This is a genomic window from Streptomyces sp. NBC_00236 (assembly GCF_036195045.1).
Taxonomy (GTDB): domain Bacteria; phylum Actinomycetota; class Actinomycetes; order Streptomycetales; family Streptomycetaceae; genus Streptomyces.
Genome location: NZ_CP108100.1, coordinates 4,428,650 through 4,446,528 on the forward strand (window position 1 = coordinate 4,428,650; position 17,879 = coordinate 4,446,528).

Consider the following 17,879-nt stretch of genomic DNA (forward strand, 5'->3'; position numbering starts at 1 on the left):
AGGACCTTCAGCCCGCGGTGACCAGGTGGGTGTCGTACGCCAGGATGACCGCCTGAACACGGTCCCTGGCTCCGGTCTTCGCGAGAATGCGCGAGACGTGCGTCTTTACCGTTGACTCGGCTACGTGGAAGCGTTCGGCGATTTCCGTGTTGGTCCAGCCCTGTCCGATGACGGTGAGGATCTCCCGTTCCCGGTCGGTGAGTTTCTCGATTCGTGCGTCCGGGGTCGCGGGTCCGCCGGGGGTGGCCGGCAAGTGCTGTACGTATGCGTCCAGGAGACGGCGGGTCAGGCTGGGGGCGACCACCGCGTCGCCGCTCGCCACGGCTCGGATGCCGGAGAGGAGCTCCTCGGGCAGTGCGTCCTTGATCAGGAAGCCGCTGGCGCCGGCGCGCAGCCCGTCGTACGCGTAGCGGTCCAGGTCGAACGTGGTGACGATGAGGACGCGCGTGCGGGAGCCGGTCCTGATGATGCGGCGGGTCGCCTCGATTCCGTCGAGCATCGGCATGCGGATGTCCATCAGGGCCACGTCCGGCTGGTGTCGGTCGACGAGCTGGAGGGCCTCGTGGCCGTTGGCGGCTTCGCCGACGACCGTCATGTCGTCCTGGCTCTCCAACAGCATGCGGAATCCGAAGCGTTGCATCGGCTGGTCGTCCGCGATGAGCACGGTCGTCACGAGGGGGAGTCCTCCAGAGGGAGTCGGAGCCGTACCTGCCAGCCGGTGGCGGCCGGGCGGTCGGCTTCGAGTGTGCCGTCGTACAGGGAGGCGCGTTCGCGCATGCCCGTGATGCCCTGACCGGTGCCGGTGGGCGGGGCGGCGGTGGGGTTCGGGGTGCCGTTGTCCGTGATGAGGACCTCCAGCTCCTTCGGACGGTACGTCAACGTGACCTCGGCTGCCAGGGATTCATGGGTGGCGGCGTGCTTCAACGTGTTCGTCAGCCCCTCCTGAACCACCCGGTACACCGTCAGCTGGCGTCCGGCGGTGAGGGGGACGGGTGGGGGCGTGCCGCGGCGGCGCAGGCGCACGGGGAGGCCTGCGTTGCGTACGCCGTCCAGGAGCGTGTCGATGTCGTCGAGTGTGGGCTGCGGGGTGCGGTCGGCCCGGTCCGGGTGGTCGCGCAGGACGCCCAGCAGGCGGCGGAGTTCGGCGAGGGCCTGGCGGCTGGTGGTGCCGATGGCGTCCAGGGCCTGGGCGGCCCGTTCGGGGCTCTTGGCCGCGGCGTAGGCACCGCCGTCCGCGAGGCCCGTGATCACGGAGAGGTTGTGGCCGATGATGTCGTGCATCTCGCGGGCGATCCGGGTCCGTTCGGCGGCCGCTGCCAACTGGGCCTGCTGGTCGCGTTCGAGTTCCAGGCGGTTGGCGCGGTCGACGAGGGCCTCCGTGTACTCCTTGCGCGTACGCACCAAGATGCCGACGAGGGCGGCGAACGTGAACGCGTACAGGTGCGGGACGAAGACGCGGTTCCAGTCGTCCGGGAAGTGGCCCGATCCGATCACGAGCGGGGCGAGCACGATCGCGCCCGACCACGCCAGCGTGCGCATGGGCTGCCGCAGCGCGATGTTGAAGACGACGATCTCCTGGAGGAACGCGGCCTGGATGACCGCCCCCGTCCAGATGTTGACCAGGGAGAACGGCGCCATGAACAGCAGCACGGCCAGCGGATGGCTGCGGCGCCACAGCAGCGGGGCGGAGAACGTCACGCTCATCGCCAGGACCAGCGACGTCGACACGTCCCGGTCGAGGGCGACCGTGCGCCAGCCGCCCGTCGAGACGTCGAGGACGGCGAACAGTACCCAGAACGTGGTGAGCAGACCGTCCCAGACGAGGGGGCGGCGGCGGTCGAACGCGCGGACGCGCTGGAGGTGGCGTTGGATGTGCCCGGTGAGCGGGAAGGCTCCCGCCGGGCGGTGCGTGCCGTCGTCGTCCGTCACGTGTCCCTCACTCGTCCATTTTCGCGTGCGGTCCCTTCCGCGTCACGCGTCGCGGTGTCGTAGCAGGGCTGCTGCAGCGATCAGTGTGGCCGCCGCCCACAGGACGAGGGCGAGCAGGGCCCCGCCGGCGGAGGCGGCGTCGGGGAGCGGAGTCGCGGAGCCCAGGACGCCGGCGGCCTGGGTGGGGAAGTAGCGGACGGCGGTTTCGACGGCGTCGTACGGGAGCATGCCGAGCACCTCGGGCAGGACCATGACGGCTCCGATGAAGGCACCGATCGCGCCCGGGACCGAGCGGAGCAGGGCGCCGAGGCCGAGGGCGATGAGGCTGAGGAGGGTGGCGCCGACCGCATTGCCCGCCACGGCCCGGAGCACGCCGGGGTCGGTGAGGGAGGCCGCCTGGTCCGTGTCGTGGAGGAAGAGCTGTGCGACGACGAACGTGAGCAGTGAGGTGGCCAGCATGACGCCGAGGACGGTGGCGGTGAAGACGGCGGCCTTGGCCCACAGGACCGGGAGCCGGCGGGGGACCGCGGTGAGCGAGGCGCGGATCATGCCGGAGGAGTACTCCCCGGCGGTGACGAGGATGCCCAGCACCACCGTGCAGAGCGTGCCGAGTGTGGTGCCGTAGAGGACCAGGATGACCGTGTCGACGTCCGAGTCGCCGCCGTCCGCCGTGTACGTGGTGCCCATGACGATGCCGACGGCGAGGACGAGGGCGGCGGCCGAGCCCAGGGTGATCCAGGTGGAGCGCAGGGTGTGGAGCTTGTGCCATTCGGAGCGCAGGACGCGGGCGGGTGTGACGCGGTAGGGGTGCGGGGTGGGTGCGGTGGTGGTCATGCGAGGGCTCCGGTGGGTTCGGGGGCGGTGACCCGGTACTCGACTGATTCCTGGGTGAGGTCCATGAAGGCCTGCTCCAGCGAGGCGGCGAGCGGGGTGAGTTCGTACAGCGGGATGGCGTGGGCGGCCGCGACGCGGCCGATGTGGGCGGAGTCCGTCCCGCGGATCTCCAGTCGGTCCGGGCCTTCCTCGGCGGTGATGTCGATGCCGGGGCCGCGCAGCAGGTCGCGCAGGTCGGAGGCCCGCGGGGTGACGACCTTGACGGCGGTGCCGCCCGCGGTGGCGACGAAGTCGGCGACCGTGGTGTCGGCGAGGAGGCGCCCGCGTCCGATGATGACCAGGTGGTCGGCGGTGAGGGCCATCTCGCTCATCAGGTGTGAGGAGACGAGCACGGTGCGGCCCTCGGTCGCGAGGGATCTGAGCAGGGTACGGATCCAGAGGACGCCCTCCGGGTCGAGTCCGTTGACGGGCTCGTCCAGGATCAGGGTGGCGGGGTCGCCGAGCATGGCGGCGGCGATGCCGAGCCGCTGGCCCATGCCGAGCGAGAAGCCCTTGACGCGCTTCCCGGCCACTCCGGTCAGCCCGGCCAGGTCGAGGACGTGTTCGACGCGGCTGCGCGGGATGCCGTGGGTGTGGGCGAGCGCCATGAGGTGGTGGAAGGCGGTCCTGCCGGGGTGGACGGAGCGGGCCTCCAGCAGGGCGCCGACTTCGGTGAGGGGCGCGCTGTGCGTGGCGTAGGCGCGTCCGCCGATCGTGGAGCGGCCGCGGGTGGGGGCGTCCAGGCCGAGGAGCATGCGCATGGTCGTGGATTTTCCGGCGCCGTTCGGGCCGAGGAAGCCGGTGACGGTGCCGGGGCGGACGGTGAAGTCGAGGTCCTGGACGACGGTGGCGTCGCCGTAGCGTTTGGTGAGTTCGTAGGCCCTGATCATGCGGTCGACGCTACGGAGCGGGCGGCGGTCGGGCGTCGGACCGGGGGCGGGATGTGCCGGTGCGTGTAGTACCGGGGTACGACGGCGGGGGCCTGGCCGAATCTGTTTGCGCGGGCGTCGCCGGCAGGTGAGGATCTGGGCATGGACTACGTGATACGCCCGGTGCGCGCCGACGAATGGCAGCTGGTCAAGGAACTGCGGCTGGCCGCTGTGCAGGACCCGGCGGCACCGGTCGCGTTCCTGGAGACGTACGAGCAGGCGGTGGAGCGGTCCGACGACTTCTGGCGAGAACGGACGGTCGGTGGGTCCGAGGCGGGTGACGGCGGGGCGCGCCAGTTCATCGCGGAGGCGCCCGACGGGAGTTGGGCGGGCACGGTGACGGTGCTGATCGAGCGGCCGGACGGCGAGGTGCGGTTCGGTGAGGCTGCGGCGGTCCACCAGGCGCATGTGGTCGGGGTGTTCGTGCGGCCCGGGGCGCGTGGCAGGGGCCTGGCGGAGGAGTTGTTCCGGGCCGGGACGGACTGGGCGTGGTCGTTGGGTGAGCCGTTGATCGAGCGCGTACGGCTGTATGTGCACGAGGACAACCCGCGGGCGGCGGCGCTCTACCGCCGGATCGGGTTCGTGCCGACGGGGGAGACCGTGCCGATGCCGGGTGACCCGACGGCCCGGGAGGTCGAGTACGCGGTGGCGCGTCCCTGAGCCCTCCGAGTCAGGTGGTGCCCGTGCGTACAGCGGTCGTGGCCAGGGTGGTGTAGTTCATGGTGAAGCGTCCGCCCAGGGAGTCGATGGCATCCCCGACCGCGTTCAGGATCCCGGTCAGCTGATCGGGACGGAGTTGGGTGAGGGCGCCGGTGGTGGGCAGAAGGGCCAGCCACTGGTCGCGGGTGTAGGACTGTTCCCAGTCGAAGTGCCACTGTTCCGTTTCGTTGAACTGCCCGGTCTCGTCGATCGTTTCGGCGATCTTGGCGTAGGCCGCCCGGTAGAGGGCCGGCGGGCGGCGGGCCGGGCCGTTGTTGAACGGGGAGTCGGGCGCTGCCCGTCGGTACGCGGCGGCGAAGGGTTCGGCCACCTCGGCGGGCGGCTCGTACGCGTGCCCGAAGATGGCCAGACGTCCTCCTGGGCGCAGCACCTGTGCCGCCTTCGTGGCGCCGGTGGACGGGTCCACCCAGTGCCACGACTGGGCGGCGACGACCGCGTCGAACGTCCGGCCGGCGGGCTGCCAGGCTTCGAAGGTCGCCACCTCGACGTTCAGGCCGCGGGACTGCGCGAAGGCGGCCATCCGGGCGTCGGGCTCGATGCCGAGGACTGTGCAGCCGGCGGCCAGGAACTGGCGGGCGGCGATGCCGGTGCCGCAGCCGACGTCGAGTACGTCGGGGCCGGGGCTCTCGGCGGCGATCCGTGTCACCAGCGCGGCCGGGTAGCCGGGCCGTGCCTGGTCGTAGCGCTGTGCGTCCACGCCGAAGGATTCGGCCATCCGGCGGGCCTCGTGCGGCTTCGGCGGGGGTGGTTCCGGGTGGTCTCCCGATACGATGGGCATGCGCCCACTCTAGCGGGCATGCGCCCACTCGCCAATGATGCGGGCGGGGCGGCATCCGCCAGGGACGCGGGCGGGGCCGACTTCACCGAGAGGATCTGCGAGTGCCGACTGGGGTGCACCTTCGTGACGCGCGGCAGCAGCTGTTCGACGCGGCCGAACGCGTCCTGTTGCGGGACGGGCCGAACGGGCTGACCAGCCGGGCCGTGACCGACGAGGCGGGCTGCGCCAAAGGCGTCCTGCACCGGCACTTCGCCGACTTCGACGCCTTCCTCGCCGGCCTCGTGCTCGACCGGGCCGCCCAGCTGGAGACGCAGGCGCGTGCGCTGCTCGAGTCCGCCGGCACCGGCACGGTGACCGGGAACCTCGCCGCCGCGCTGGCCACTCTGTTCGGACCGGTTCCCGTGGCGATCATCCCGCTCATCACCTTCCGGGACGCGCTGCGCACCCGGTTGCGGGAGGCCCGGCCCGGAGGCGGCATGGCGATCCTCGCCGAGGCCACGACCGCGGTCTCCGCCTATCTGGCCGCCGAGCGCGAGCGGGGCAGGATCGCGGCCGACGCGGACATCGACTCGCTCACCCTGTCCCTGGTCGGCGGCGGGCATCTGCTGTTCACGGACCGCGAGGCACCCGGCCCGCCGGACGCGGTGGCCGTCGAACGGTTCGTGGCCGTGGCCGTCGCCGACGCGGTGCGGCGAAGCGCCTAGGACAGGCCCGGGACCCCGGATCAGAGGGTGGTCGGGGTCTCGAGCTGCTGGGTCCAGCGGGCGCGGGCCTGTTCGCGGGAGCGGAGCAGGGCGACGGTCGGCAGGCCCTGTTCCTCGCCGGTGGTGAGGAGTTCCGGCAGTCGGGGCAGGGGCGCGACGGCCGCGATGTCGTCGAGGACGAGCGTCATTGGTGGGTCGAGCCGGCCGTCGGATGACCGTGCGGCCATGCGGCGGCCGTGCTCGACCACGTCTGAGGCGAGCGCGGTGAGCAGGGGCATCGCCCCGGGGCCCGAGCGCGGGTTCTCGATGGGTTCGCCGACCACATAGAGGCTGCCCCCCTCGTCCACGAATGATTCCAGCGCGAGCGCATCGGATCGGTTCGGTGTGCAGGCGTCCCGGATGTGGACCGAGGACAGCGCGCCGAAGGCCCGGACCGTCAGTTCCTGGGCCATCTCGCGGCGTTCGGGGTGTGCGGTGAGCGCGGACTCCAGCAGGCCGGCGAGTCCGGAGGCAGCCTTGGGGTGTGTACGGAGCAGGCGCACCGGTTCATGGGCGCTGCCGCCGAGCGCCCAGCGGTGGACCTGGCGGAAGGGGCGGCCGTCGATCGCGGCGGCGTGCAGCCAGCACCGCAGGAGTGTCTCCGCGGTGTCGGCCGTCGCCGCGTCGATGCGGGACTGCGGTCGTACGGGGGAGAGGAGCGCGGCGGAGCGGGCGGCCGCGCGGTCGGGCTGTTCGCAGCCGGTCGTGGGCGACCAGTGGAGCCGGGCCGGGGTGTCGCAGAGGTGGCCGGGGTCGTAGACGAGGACCGGGCCGAGCTTGGCCCGGGCGTCCTTCGTCTCGGCCCAGACGCTGGGGTCGGAGGTGACGACGAGCACGGGCCCGTCCGCCTCGCGGATGGCCTGGACGGCGGTGGGCCGGCGGGTGGCGGCGGGGCCGTAGACGACGAGGGGGGTGCGGGGGGAGGGGACGACGGGCGGGAGGGGAGTGGCCGGGGGAGGCAGCGGCCGGGTGGCTTCGGCGGGGGTGGTCAGGGGCCAAGTGGTTTCGGCCGGGGCTGGGTGTTCGGTGACCGGAGGAGCGGCGGCGGGTTCCTGGCGGGCTGCCCGTTCCTCGTGCCGTTCCTCGTGGACGTACTCCTGAGGGGGTTCGCTCCGCTGCTCCGGGCGTTCGGCACGCTGCCGGGCCCGGACGCCCCGCCAGCGGGCGATCACGCCCATCACGAACACCGTCAGGACGACCAGCACCATCAGCTGCCCGATGAACAGGCCCCAGAACAGCCCGTACCCGGAGAGCTCGCCGGCCGGGGTGGCAGGCCAGGCGGCGGGCAGGTCGTGCGGGGCCTCGACCAGTCGGCGCAGGGCAAGCGGCGTCTCGGCGAGGGTGACGCCGTCGGGCCAGCCGCCGTGGGCGAGGAGGCCGGCCAGACCGGTGGCCGTCCAGGCCAGCAGCGTCAGCCCGAGCAGGAACAGCAGGAGCCCGATCAGCAGCCCGTCGGGGATGCCGCCACTGCTCCCGCTTCCGCTGCCGTTGCGTACGTCGCCGCGCCCCGCACCCGCCATGTCATGCCACCGTTGACTCGGACGACTCGTTCAGCCGTTGCTGGTTCTCGATCCGTGCCGCGCGTTGCTCCGCCTCCAGTTCGGCGGCGCGTACGTCCTCCGGGAGGAGATCGGATGCCGAGGACTCGGTCATGGCGCGGTCGGTGAAGACGAGGGGCCGTTCGGCCTCGGTGATCAGGTGTTTGACGACCTGTACGTTGCCGTTGACGTCCCAGACGGCGATGCCGGGGGTGAGCGTGGGGATGATCTCGACCGCCCATCGGGGCAACCCGAGCACCCGCCCGGTGGCTCTGGCCTCGTCGGCCTTCTGGGCGTAGATCGTGCGTGTGGAGGCCATCTTCAGGATGGCCGCCGCTTCCCGTGCCGCGGCTCCGTCGACCACGTCGCTGAGGTGGTGGACGACGGCGACGAACGAGAGTCCGAGCCGTCGGCCGAACTTCAGCAGGCGCTGGAAGAGCTGAGCGACGAACGGGGAGTTGATGATGTGCCAGGCCTCCTCCACCAGGAAGATGCGCTTCTTCCGGTCGGGTCTGATCCAGGTGTGCTCCAGCCAGACGCCGACGATCGCCATCAGGATCGGCATGGCGATCGAGTTGCGGTCGATGTGCGAGAGGTCGAACACGATCAGCGGGGAGTCGAGGTCGATGCCGGCGGAGGTCGGCCCGTCGAACATGCCGCGCAGGTCGCCGTCGACGAGCCGGTCCAGGACGAGTGCGACGTCCAGACCCCAGGCCCGTACGTCGTCTATGTCGACGTTCATCGCCTCGGCGGATTCCGGTTCCGGGTGGCGCAGCTGGTCGACGATGTCCGTCAGGACGGGCTGGCGGTCGGTCGTCGTCTCGTTCACATAGGCGTGTGCGACCTTGAGCGCGAAGCCGGAGCGCTCGTCGAGGCCGTGGCCCATGGCGACTTCGATGATGGTGCGCAGCAGGGCGAGCTGCCCGGTGGTGGTGATCGCGGGGTCGAGCGGGTTGAGGCGGATTCCGCCGTTGAGCGCGGAGGTGGGGTCGAGGCGGATCGGGGTGAGGCCGAGCTCCTGCGCGATGAGGTTCCACTCGCCGACGCCGTCCTCGCCCTGGGCGTCCAGGACGACGACCTGGCGGTCGCGGAAGCGGAGCTGGCGGAGCACGTACGTCTTCTCCAGCGCGGACTTGCCGTTGCCGGACTCGCCGAGCACCAGCCAGTGCGGGGCGGGGAGCTGTTGCCCGTACAGCTGGAAGGGGTCGTAGATGTAGCCCTTGCCGGAGTACACCTCGCGGCCGATGATCACGCCGGAGTCGCCGAGGCCGGGGGCGGCGGTGGGCAGGTAGACCGCCTGGGCCTGTCCGGTCGAGGTGCGGACGGGCAGCCGGGTCGTCTCCACCTTCCCGAAGAGGAAGGCGGTGAAGGCGTCCGTCAATGCGGACATCGGATCTCGCATGGCGTGACTGACCTCCCTCTCGGTGTCGGGGCTGGTGGGCTAGCGGCGGATGCCGGTGGCGAACGGCAGGGTGTTGACGAAGGCGCGGTGGTGCTCGCGGTCGCACCACTCCAGCTTCAGATACGACTTGCCCGCGGAGGCCCGGATCGTCCGCTTGTCGCGGGCGAGGGACTCGGGCGAGCGCGATGACACGGTGATGTACCCCACGAGGTTGACGCCGGCCGCGCCGCTGGCGAGATCTTCACCCCGCTGGTCGAGCCGTCCGTGGGCGGCGATGTCGCGCGGGTCGACCGTGCGGTTCATCTTGGCCTGGCGGCTGGCCTCGGCCTCGTCGTTCGTCTTCTCGGTGAGCATCCGCTCGATGGCGATCTCGGTGGGTTCGAGGTCCATGGTGACCGCGACCGTACGGATCACGTCGGGCGTGTGGACGAGGAGCGGGGCGAGGAAGTTGACGCCGACGGGCGTCATCGGCCATTCCTTCACCCAGGCCGTGGAGTGGCACCAGGGCGCTCGGGTGGACGACTCGCGGGTCTTGGCCTGGAGGAACGTCGGCTCGACCGCGTCCAGTTCGGCCGGCCAGGCGTTGCGCTTGGTCATGGCCTGGATGTGGTCGATGGGGTGGTCGGGGTCGTACATGGAGTGGACCAGGGAGGCCAGCCGGCTCTGGCCGAGCGGCTGGCGGACCCGGATGTCGGCCTCGGCGAGGCGGGCGCAGATGTCGGTGAGTTCGCGCGCCATGACGACGGCGAGCCCTGCGTCCCGGTCGAGCTTGCGGCCTGCGTGCGGGCGCGCGGCGCGGGCCATGGCGTTGGCCTCGGCGGCGAGCTCGCGGGTGTAGTGCATGCAGGCGACGAGGTAGGCGCGGTGCTGCTCGCTGGAGGTGGAGACCATGGACTGGAGCTGCTCGTACGACTCCTGCAGCCAGCCCGGGGAGCTCTTGTCGCCGCGCTGGGCGACGTCCTTGGCGTGGGCGTCGGGGTCGGCGGGCAGGGTGCGGGCCAGCATCTGGATACGGGTGACGAAGCCGTCCCCGTTGGCGACGTGCTTGAGCAGGGTGCCGAACCGGTCGACGAGTGCTTCCTGGTCCTCGCTGTCGCGCAGCCCGACGCCGGGCCCCTCGATCTCGATGGCCGCGGTGACGGTGCGGCGGTCGGCGTGCAGCAGTACGGCGATCTCGTCCGGCCCGAAGGGCGCGGCCAGCCAGTTGATCCGGCCGATGCCGGGGGGCGGTCCGATCTCGACCTCACGCCCGTCGGCGCTGACGCCCGCCTCCATGGCGGTGGAGCGGTAGGACGTGCCGCGGCGCAGGGATCGCTTGAAGCTGCGGTTGATCTCGAACCATTTGTAGAAGGTCCGGTGGTTGTACGGGACGTAGACGATCGCCAGGGCGAGCAGCGGGAAGCCGGTGAGCAGCACGATCCGCAGGGAGAGGACCGGGACGAGCAGCCCGCTCATCATGCCGAGGAACGCGCCGCCGATGATCAGGGCGATCTCGCCCGTCTCGCGGTTCTTGCCGACGATCGCGTTCGGCCGGGCGCGGCCGATGAGATACGTACGGCGGGGCGCGATCGGATGGGACTGAGTGCTCAACGCCCGCCACCTCCTGTGCTGTTGTTACCTGAACTGCCTGGTCCACCGGAACCGCCGCGGGAGCCGCGGCTGCCGTGCGGGGTGCCGGACGTGGGGCCCGAACCGCTGCGGGGCGGAGGTGCGGCGGAGGGGACAGATCCGCCGCCGACCCCGCTCCCGGAGTTACGGGAGCTGTGCGCGGCGACTCCGCCGCTGACCGGGTTGGCGGGCCGGCCGCCGCCGCTGTTGTTGCCGCCGCTGTCCTGGCCGCCGCCGCCGCGGCTGCTGTGGGTCTTGATGCCCTGCGAGACGAGAGCGGCGGGCGAGCTGATCATCGCGGCTGCCTGGGAGCCGTCGGTGGCCTGCTTGCGGTTGGTGCGGGCGCCCTGGATCTCGTCACCGAATCCGGGCACGAAGCGGTAGATCATGCCGGAGGCGAAGATGGCCAGCAGGATGATCGACAGCCCGGAGACGACCGCCGAGAACGCGTCGGGCCCGTCGTCCGAGGACAGCGCGCCGGCCAGTGCGAGCACGACGACGATGACCGGCTTCACCATGACCACCGCGATCATGATGCCCGCCCAGCGGCGTACGTGTCCCCACATGTTCTTGTCGACGAGTCCCGCGTACACGACGGTTCCGAGGAGAGCGCCGACGTAGAGCAGGGCGGCGCGGATCACGAGCTCCAGCCAGAGGATGCCCGCGGCGAGGATCGACACGAGCGAGACGACGATCAGCATGATCGGTCCGCCGCCGATGTCGGCGTCCTTCTTGAGCGCCTCGGCGAACGAGCCGAAGAAGACGTCGGTCTGCCCGCCGGAGGACGAGGAGATGACCTCGGTGACGCCGTCGGTGGCCGAGACGATCGTGTAGAGGATCAGCGGCGTGAAGGCCGATGCCAGCACGGTGAGCCAGAGGAACCCGATGGCCTCGGAGATCGCGGTGGTCAGCGGCACGCCGCGGATGGCGCGCTTGGCTACGGCGAGGAGCCAGAGGATGAGCGTCAGAATCGTGGAGGCGGCGAAGACGATCGCGTACTGCTGGAGGAAGCGGGTGTTGGTGAAGTCGACGTTGGCGGTGCTTTTGACGGCCTCGCTGAGCTTGCCCACGATCCACGCTGCGGCGTCGGCACAGCCGCGGCCGAGGGAGGTGAGGGGGTCCTGGGCGGGGTCGACGCTGTCGGGGAGGTTGTTGGACCTGGGGGCGGCGTCACCCTCGCAGTACTGACGCGCAGGCCCAGCAATGAGCCCGCAGGCATCGTTGCTCTTACTCGGTGTGGGGCTTGGCGACGGCGCGGCTGTTACCCGTGCAGCGAAGAGGATCACGAATGCCTGGACGGCTGCTGTTGCTGCGGCAACCGAGCTCATGCGAAGACGGAGGTTACCGGGCATACGTGAACCCTCCGAATCCATTCACGGTTTCCGCGATTTCGTCGGATCCGGAAACGGGATTGTCGCCGGTGACGGGCGTCGGCCCCTGCTTCTGCCCTGTCTCTAGGATCTTCCAGTCCGATCCGTCCCACTTCAGCTTCATCGTCACTGTGAACCAGCCACTGGTAACGGGTTTGGTGGACTTCTCGCCCGTGAGACCGAACAAGCCCGTGCACCACACGTCTACGTCTGCGGTCTCCGCGGTGTACTGCTTAACGTTTGTGCCTGCCGGCATGGTTCGGTTGACGAATGTTGAGCCTGCCGGCGCACTTCCGTCGGCGTTGAGACCGATCTGGGCCAAGAACGCTTGGGAGTAGTCGGCATCGAAGCCGGTCTGGAGGCGGGCTCTGGTGCTCGAATCAGCAAGGGCCTGGACGATCTCACGTCGGCTGTCCTCGTTGAACATGCTGTCTGAGCCCAAGGCCGCAGCGTAGTTCGCCGCCGCACTCTGCGCCCCCTGCTCATCATGCGCGAACCCCGACGGAATCGCGCCGTTCTTCCCCGTCACCGGCTTCGTCCCCGTGGCCGCCGTCGACGTCGCGTCAGCCTTCTTGCCGTTGCTCCCCGACGCACCGTCTCCGCCGTTCCCGTCGCCTCCGCCCATGTTGGCGAACGCGATCGCTCCGAGCAGCAGGACGATCACGCCCACGACCGTGACCAGTGAGCGCGAGCTGCGGGCCGGGCGGCGGGGGGCGTAGCCGTCGCCGTCCTCGCCGTCGGGGAGGCGGGTGCGGGTCTGGCGGGTGCCGCCGATCGTGCTGTAGCCGTCGCCCGTACGCCCCGAGTCGCTGCCGTAGCCGTCGTCGTGACTCATGCTGCGTACGCCCCCTCAACCGTTGCCTGAATCGTGCCTCTGTACGACGGTAGCCGTGCTGCTCTCCGCGTGGACGCGGTGTGGTGACTCGACATCAGGGGGACGCAACCTCTGCCGGTGGGCACGACGGACGGATGGTGAGGGGTGGGCGGGGCTGACCCCCGGTCAGGGGCCGGCGGCCGGTTAGACGGCCATCCCGTAGACGATGGTGAACACGGTTCCCAGCGATCCGATGATGAACACACCGGTCAGGCCCGCGACGATCAGGCCCTTGCCCTGTTCCGCGCTGAACGTGTCGCGCAGGGCCGTCGCGCCGATCCGCTGTTTCGCCGCGCCCCACACCGCGATGCCGAGACAGAGCAGGATCGCGATAGCCATCACGACCTCGATCATCACGCGAGCCTCGTTGCCCAAGGTGCCGAACGGCCCCCAGTTCGGGGCGATTCCGCCGATGATGGTGGTGATGTCGCCCTTTTCAGCTGCCAGGATCATGTAAGTCACCGCCCCTGTTGGGTAGTTCGGTACCCGTGCCGCATGGCACGGGTCACCCTCTATCTTCGCTGATGAAACTGCTCTCGTACGACGACTTGGCGGCTCTCTTTACCCGGATCTCGTACATATGACCGGTCTGGCCGCCCTGACCTGCGGATCGAATCGGTGTGTGAGCGATTTGTGTCTGGTTACTCTGTGTATCACGGAGGGTGACGCCGGGCAATGATTGCCATCGCGCCACCCTGGCCGAGACCTGCGAGGAGAGCCGAACCGCACCCATCAGGGGATGTGCGGGGAGGTCGGGGCGGCCGTCCGCGTCAGGAGCGGGTGGCGGGGGACCGGTGGGCGGGGCGGGGTCCGCCAGGCCGGCGGCGGCCGGAAATCGCACCATGACCCGTCGAAGGGAAAGGTTCCGGCCTCCGCGAGCCGTGCCACGCGGTTCCCCTCGGTCCTGATGGCCATGGCCTCCTCCGCGTTCCAGTACGCGGGATGACCGGTCTTCTCGGCGAAGGAGTCCTCGTCCTTCCACTGCCAGGTCCGGTCCGGGGCCACGTTGATGTCGAGTTCGTGGTCGGCGATGTCGATGTCCGCGCCGTGGTGGACGCGGCGCTCCAGATTGACGTACCAGCCGCGGAACTTCTGTCTGCGGCCGAACAGCCACAGGACGGAGTGCGCGGCACCCGCCGGCTGGTAGAAGAGTGCGCTGCCCATCGGCCACCGGCCGGCGACCACGGGGTAGCCCTCGGCGGGGCGTTCGTGCGGGGCGATGTCCCGCAGGTGGGTGGCGTCGCGCGGCAGGGCCGTGCACCACATCGGGGTGCCCGTCTCCATCCACACGAGCTGGCCTTCGGGTGTGCGTTCGACGAGGCGCACGGGTACGGAGGCGCTCAGGTGGCCGCCTATGAAGAAGTTCCAGTGCAGGATCTGCCCCGGTTCGTCGCTGAGGCCGGAGCTGACGGGGTTGCGTGCGTGGGCTCCTGTGTTGTCCGTTCCCGTGCCGGTTCTCGTCCCGGTTCCTGTGCCGTTGCCGACGGCGTCCCTCTTGCCCGTTTTCATGCATTTGATCATGCCCGCGGAGACGCTCCCGGACACGTGCCCGGCCACCTTGTCAGTGGCCTCCCCGGTTCTCCACGCACGGACCCGTACCCGGCTGCGGTTCGGCGTAGGCGCTGTGCACCCCGATGGTCAGTTCCTTCGCCGTCAGCCGGCCGGACACGCACACGTCCCCCGTGTGAACGCTGTAGAGCCCGTCCCCTATGTAGACGCCGTGCTCCTTTCCGCAGCCGAGGTGTGCCAGGGCGGCCGTGATCCGCTTCTTGCTGACGTCGCCCTCCTTCCGGGCCTTCTCCAGCTCGTACCGGATGAGCTTCGCCGATGCCTCGCCCTTGGCGCGCTTGTCGGGGCTGAGTTCGCCCGCCATGCGGTAGGCGTGGTTGTCGCCGTAGTTGGGCGGCCGGTCGCCGCTGTCTCCCCCGTGCGGTGTTCCGGTCGCGGCGGTCGCCGTGGGCGTGGGCGTAGAGGAGGAGGCCTGCTTCGAAGGAGCTTCGGTGGGCTGGGCGCACATCGGCCGGGGGGTGAACGACGGCCGCGGAACGGCCGACCGGGCCTCCTGCTGCCCGGGGCGCTCGGTACCGCACGCGGTCACGGTGAGCGCCAGGAGGGCTGTTGTTGCGGCTGTCCGTCCGAGGCGCGTTCCGAGGTGTGTGGTGAGAGGCATGACGTGAGTCTCCGGGGCGGAGTGGTTCGAGGCGGGGCTTGGACGGGGGTATACGCGTGCGCCAACCGGTTCAGTCGGTGGCGATGCCCCGGGCCGCCAGCACCTCGTGGTCGAAGGCGGCGCCCATCCCGCAGTCGTCGACACCCGAGATCAGCCGGAGGTTCGGCAGCAGGTCGAGGTCGTCGAGCGAGCCCACGTCGTAGAGCTCGTCCTCGCCGTCCCAGACCGGGGAGCACTCCTGGTACACCTCGAGCCCGCCGTCGAGGGTGAGCACTTCGACCGTCGCGAGCAGTTCCGTGCTGATCTCCAGCGCCTCGAAGTGCGCGCGGGCCTCGGCGAGCACGGTGTGGTCGAGGTCGTTCTCGTACGCGTAGCCCTGCGGGTCGTCGATCCCCTTGGCCTTCAGGCAGTCGGCGATGCGGAACACCGGGGTGAGGGTCTCGTCGTTGTACATGAGCTGCTCGATGACGAGGAGCTTGAAGTTGAAGTCGCGGAAGGCAGGCATGCCGTGAGCGTAGCGAGCGGGTGTGACAGCCGGTCCGCGTGGGCCGCCTCGCTACGCGGCCGGGAGGTGGCGGCCCGTCGTGGAGCCGAAGCCCAGCCAGGTGTGCCGGTTGCCCGCCCAGCACCAGCCGGCCTTCGGGGCGTTCCGCCGCTCCCGGCCGTCGCGGCCGGTGCCGTTGCTGATCCAGAGTGCCGGTGTGCGGGCGTCCAGGGCGCCGTTGGGCTTGCGCAGCCGGGAGCCGATGGTCATGAAGCAGTGGTTGCGCTCCAGGGCGGCGGGCTGCTGCAGCACCCAGTGGATGCCCTCGGTGAGGAGCAGCGGGGTGCGGTCCTGCGCGGTGAGGGCGGGCAGGGCCTCGTCCGGGCTCCAGTTGGCCATGTGGTCGCCGCGGTCGACGCCACCGATGACGTAGAGCGGGGCGTCGGGGACCGCGACGGTGTCGAGCGGAGTGAAGAGGTCGACGTCAGGCATGTCGACGACGACGAAGCCCGGTTTGCCGTCGCGTCGGAGCAGCGGCGCGAGTGTGGATGCGGGCGCCCGGTCCGGGTGGACGGCGAGCAGGCCGCCGCCTCCCCCGTCCTCGGACTCGGCCGTCCTGGCGAACGCGCGGATGCCGTCAGCCGACAGGCCGGCGATCTCGTGCACCCCGAGCTCGATCAGCGTCTCCGCCTGCGTACTCAGAGGCGGAAGCGCGGGGAGCGCGGCGGCGGTTACGGGGGTGGGTTCGGGCACGTTGGTCCTCGGGCGGCTGCGGGTGGTGATGTGTACGGCCGTAGCCGTAACGAGGGGGTCCTGGCGGAACGTTCCCTTCACCTGTGCGTCTCACGCCCGGCCGGCGGGCTGCCTCCCGTACGCCGACGGTAGTAGGACACGGCGACCGCGCCGAGCAACGGGCCCCAGAGGATGAGCGGCTGGTACAGCAGTCCGACGACCTTGCGGCCGGTGTGGGTCATGTCGGCATGCGGGAAGGTCCACCACCACGCCATCGGGGCCCACAGCGCGGTGAGGCAGACGGCTCCGATCAGCGCAGGCACGGTGGCGGCCAGGGGGTGGACCGTACGACCGCCCACGCGCGGGAGCCAGCGCGGCAGCACTTCGCCCCACGGGCGCACCAGGCCGATGGTGAGGAGGGCCAGCAACTCGGTGGCCACGCTCAGGAACAGCATCCACACCTTCGCGCTCGGGGTCTCGAAGCCCACGAACCCCTCGGCCGTGTAGCCCGCCGGGAGGCCGAGGACGAGCGCGATGCGCCAGAGGCCGGTCGGAAGGACCACGAGGGCGGCCAGGTGTGCGGAGCGGACGGCCCAACGAGGAGCGGACGAAGCGGTGGTGGCATCGGTCGTGGAGTGGGCGCGCTGTCTTGGTCGCATGACGTCAGCCTGGCGTGCGTATCCACCCGTCTCATCGGTCCGAAAGGTGAGTTCGGTGCCCCTGCGGGGAGGAGGCGAGGCCTCGGATGCCTCAGCCGCCCGGGGGAGCAGCCGTCATCCCGCGGCATGCGGTTCCGCGCCGCCCGGCCGAGTGGCGGTCCTCAGTCCTCGAAGTCCCGGGCCAGTTCGTCCCACGGCAGGCTGCGCAGGCCCGGCGGCGCGTTGTCGTCCGTCGGCGGGTCGGCGGTGGCCTGGAACCAGACGACGACGAGTGCGGAGAAGTACCAGCCCGAGTTGTGGGCGGGGTCGATCTCGTCCGAGTCGAACGCGCCGATGCAGGCGACGGGCGGCAGGTCCTCGACCGGCTCGCCGCGGTGGTTGGTCCGGCCCCGCGCCGTGACTTCGGGCGGTATCAGGTGGACGGGCCGGCCGGGATAGGCCTCTTGGGCGGTACGGAGGAGGTGGGCGATCCTCCGGTCGTTGACCTGCTTCGTCGGCACGCCTGCGAGCAGCCCGGCGTAGGTCGACCGGAGTCGTAGTTCGGTGAGGGCGATGCCTCGGCGCGACGAGAGAGTGAGGTGGCTCAGGGGCATGGGGGGACGGTACCGGTGGGCTCCGCTGTGTACGAGTGACCGGCGGGAACCGGTGCTCCTCGTTCCGCAGCGGTGTTCAGCCAGTGACGAAGTGGTCGAACTCGCCTGCCCGGACGCCCTTCGCGAACGCCTCCCACTTGGCCCGGGTCGTCGTGACCACGTTCTCGGGGTCGCTCGTCTCGCGCAGATACACGAGGTCGTCGCCCTCGCCGAAGGCGATCTCGATCCAGGGGCCGGGGCCGGATTCGTCCTCGGGGGCGGCCCGCGTCCAGGTGAGGGCGTCAGTCATGGGAGTGCTCCTCCTTGAGCGTGCGGAGGAGGGCGCGCAGGGCGGTGGGGGTCGTGCGGAGTATGGCGCCGGTGGGGTCGCCCGATTCGGTGAGTCCTATGGATCCGCGTCGGTCGGTGCCCACGTGAACGCAGGCTTCGCCCTGTGCGCAGTACGACGACTTCTGCCAGGTGTGCTGGGACATCGTG

The 17,879-nt window shown here is 70.6% G+C and carries 21 protein-coding genes; 2 read left to right on the forward strand and 19 right to left on the reverse strand.

Annotation, left to right across the window (positions count from 1 at the left end; translation table 11 throughout):
* Positions 1-7: 7 nt before the first annotated feature.
* Genes OG446_RS19970 through OG446_RS19985 form a run of 4 tightly spaced genes read right to left on the reverse strand, consistent with a single transcriptional unit; the run spans position 8 to position 3,692 of the window.
* Entirely contained in the window at positions 8-673 is a 666-nt protein-coding gene (locus OG446_RS19970) for a response regulator transcription factor (RefSeq protein ID WP_328895318.1), read from the reverse strand.
* Complete coding sequence (locus OG446_RS19975) at positions 670-1,929, reverse strand: sensor histidine kinase (protein ID WP_328895319.1); 1,260 nt, start codon at positions 1,927-1,929, stop codon at positions 670-672. The genes OG446_RS19970 and OG446_RS19975 overlap by 4 nt, the downstream gene beginning before the upstream one ends.
* Before the next feature lie 42 nt (positions 1,930-1,971).
* A complete protein-coding gene (locus tag OG446_RS19980) occupies positions 1,972-2,763 on the reverse strand; it encodes an ABC transporter permease (protein ID WP_328895320.1) in 792 nt (263 codons plus the stop codon).
* Positions 2,760-3,692, reverse strand: a complete 933-nt coding sequence (locus tag OG446_RS19985; protein WP_328895321.1) for an ATP-binding cassette domain-containing protein — start codon at positions 3,690-3,692, stop codon at positions 2,760-2,762. The genes OG446_RS19980 and OG446_RS19985 overlap by 4 nt, the downstream gene beginning before the upstream one ends.
* Before the next feature lie 141 nt (positions 3,693-3,833).
* Between OG446_RS19985 and OG446_RS19990 the strand changes: the two genes are divergently transcribed.
* Entirely contained in the window at positions 3,834-4,391 is a 558-nt protein-coding gene (locus OG446_RS19990) for a GNAT family N-acetyltransferase (protein ID WP_328895322.1), read from the forward strand.
* A 10-nt stretch (positions 4,392-4,401) separates the two neighbouring features.
* Here the strand turns inward: OG446_RS19990 and OG446_RS19995 are convergent, their stop codons facing one another.
* On the reverse strand, positions 4,402-5,229 hold the full coding sequence (locus OG446_RS19995) for a class I SAM-dependent methyltransferase (RefSeq protein ID WP_328895323.1): 828 nt from the start codon (positions 5,227-5,229) through the stop codon (positions 4,402-4,404).
* 101 nt (positions 5,230-5,330) lie between these two features.
* Here OG446_RS19995 and OG446_RS20000 point away from each other — a divergent pair, with 101 nt between their 5' ends.
* Complete coding sequence (locus OG446_RS20000) at positions 5,331-5,933, forward strand: TetR/AcrR family transcriptional regulator (protein ID WP_328895324.1); 603 nt, start codon at positions 5,331-5,333, stop codon at positions 5,931-5,933.
* A gap of 20 nt (positions 5,934-5,953) precedes the next feature.
* Here OG446_RS20000 and OG446_RS20005 read toward each other — a convergent pair whose 3' ends face one another.
* The 14 genes from OG446_RS20005 to OG446_RS20070 all read right to left on the reverse strand — a co-directional run bounded on the left by OG446_RS20005 (position 5,954) and on the right by OG446_RS20070 (position 17,875).
* Positions 5,954-7,492: a type IV secretory system conjugative DNA transfer family protein gene (locus OG446_RS20005; RefSeq protein ID WP_328895325.1), complete on the reverse strand. Its 1,539-nt coding sequence runs from the start codon at positions 7,490-7,492 to the stop codon at positions 5,954-5,956.
* Between the two features lies 1 nt (position 7,493).
* A complete protein-coding gene (locus tag OG446_RS20010; RefSeq protein ID WP_328895326.1) occupies positions 7,494-8,912 on the reverse strand; it encodes an ATP-binding protein in 1,419 nt (472 codons plus the stop codon).
* 39 nt (positions 8,913-8,951) lie between these two features.
* Positions 8,952-10,502 (reverse strand): SCO6880 family protein, encoded by a 1,551-nt coding sequence (locus tag OG446_RS20015; protein WP_328895327.1) that lies wholly within the window; start codon positions 10,500-10,502, stop codon positions 8,952-8,954.
* Complete coding sequence (locus OG446_RS20020) at positions 10,499-11,848, reverse strand: hypothetical protein (protein WP_443050172.1); 1,350 nt, start codon at positions 11,846-11,848, stop codon at positions 10,499-10,501. The genes OG446_RS20015 and OG446_RS20020 overlap by 4 nt, the downstream gene beginning before the upstream one ends.
* A gap of 13 nt (positions 11,849-11,861) precedes the next feature.
* Positions 11,862-12,725 (reverse strand): hypothetical protein, encoded by an 864-nt coding sequence (locus tag OG446_RS20025; RefSeq protein ID WP_328895329.1) that lies wholly within the window; start codon positions 12,723-12,725, stop codon positions 11,862-11,864.
* Positions 12,726-12,908: 183 nt separating this feature from the next.
* Positions 12,909-13,217 (reverse strand): hypothetical protein, encoded by a 309-nt coding sequence (locus tag OG446_RS20030; protein ID WP_072489575.1) that lies wholly within the window; start codon positions 13,215-13,217, stop codon positions 12,909-12,911.
* A 279-nt stretch (positions 13,218-13,496) separates the two neighbouring features.
* Positions 13,497-14,273, reverse strand: a complete 777-nt coding sequence (locus OG446_RS20035) for a DUF402 domain-containing protein (RefSeq protein WP_328895330.1) — start codon at positions 14,271-14,273, stop codon at positions 13,497-13,499.
* A gap of 52 nt (positions 14,274-14,325) precedes the next feature.
* Positions 14,326-14,934, reverse strand: coding sequence for a hypothetical protein (locus tag OG446_RS20040; RefSeq protein WP_328895331.1), 609 nt, complete (start codon positions 14,932-14,934; stop codon positions 14,326-14,328).
* A gap of 70 nt (positions 14,935-15,004) precedes the next feature.
* Positions 15,005-15,439, reverse strand: a complete 435-nt coding sequence (locus OG446_RS20045; protein ID WP_328895332.1) for a DUF6892 domain-containing protein — start codon at positions 15,437-15,439, stop codon at positions 15,005-15,007.
* Positions 15,440-15,490: 51 nt separating this feature from the next.
* The gene (locus tag OG446_RS20050; RefSeq protein ID WP_328895333.1) at positions 15,491-16,171 is read right to left on the reverse strand and encodes a DUF5701 family protein; all 681 of its coding nucleotides are present in this window, start codon (positions 16,169-16,171) and stop codon (positions 15,491-15,493) included.
* 77 nt (positions 16,172-16,248) lie between these two features.
* Positions 16,249-16,809: a hypothetical protein gene (locus OG446_RS20055; RefSeq protein ID WP_328895334.1), complete on the reverse strand. Its 561-nt coding sequence runs from the start codon at positions 16,807-16,809 to the stop codon at positions 16,249-16,251.
* A 161-nt stretch (positions 16,810-16,970) separates the two neighbouring features.
* Positions 16,971-17,402 (reverse strand): hypothetical protein, encoded by a 432-nt coding sequence (locus OG446_RS20060; protein WP_328895335.1) that lies wholly within the window; start codon positions 17,400-17,402, stop codon positions 16,971-16,973.
* A gap of 76 nt (positions 17,403-17,478) precedes the next feature.
* Complete coding sequence (locus OG446_RS20065; RefSeq protein ID WP_328895336.1) at positions 17,479-17,691, reverse strand: DUF397 domain-containing protein; 213 nt, start codon at positions 17,689-17,691, stop codon at positions 17,479-17,481.
* A complete protein-coding gene (locus OG446_RS20070) occupies positions 17,684-17,875 on the reverse strand; it encodes a DUF397 domain-containing protein (RefSeq protein WP_328895337.1) in 192 nt (63 codons plus the stop codon). The genes OG446_RS20065 and OG446_RS20070 overlap by 8 nt, the downstream gene beginning before the upstream one ends.
* Positions 17,876-17,879: the final 4 nt, after the last annotated feature.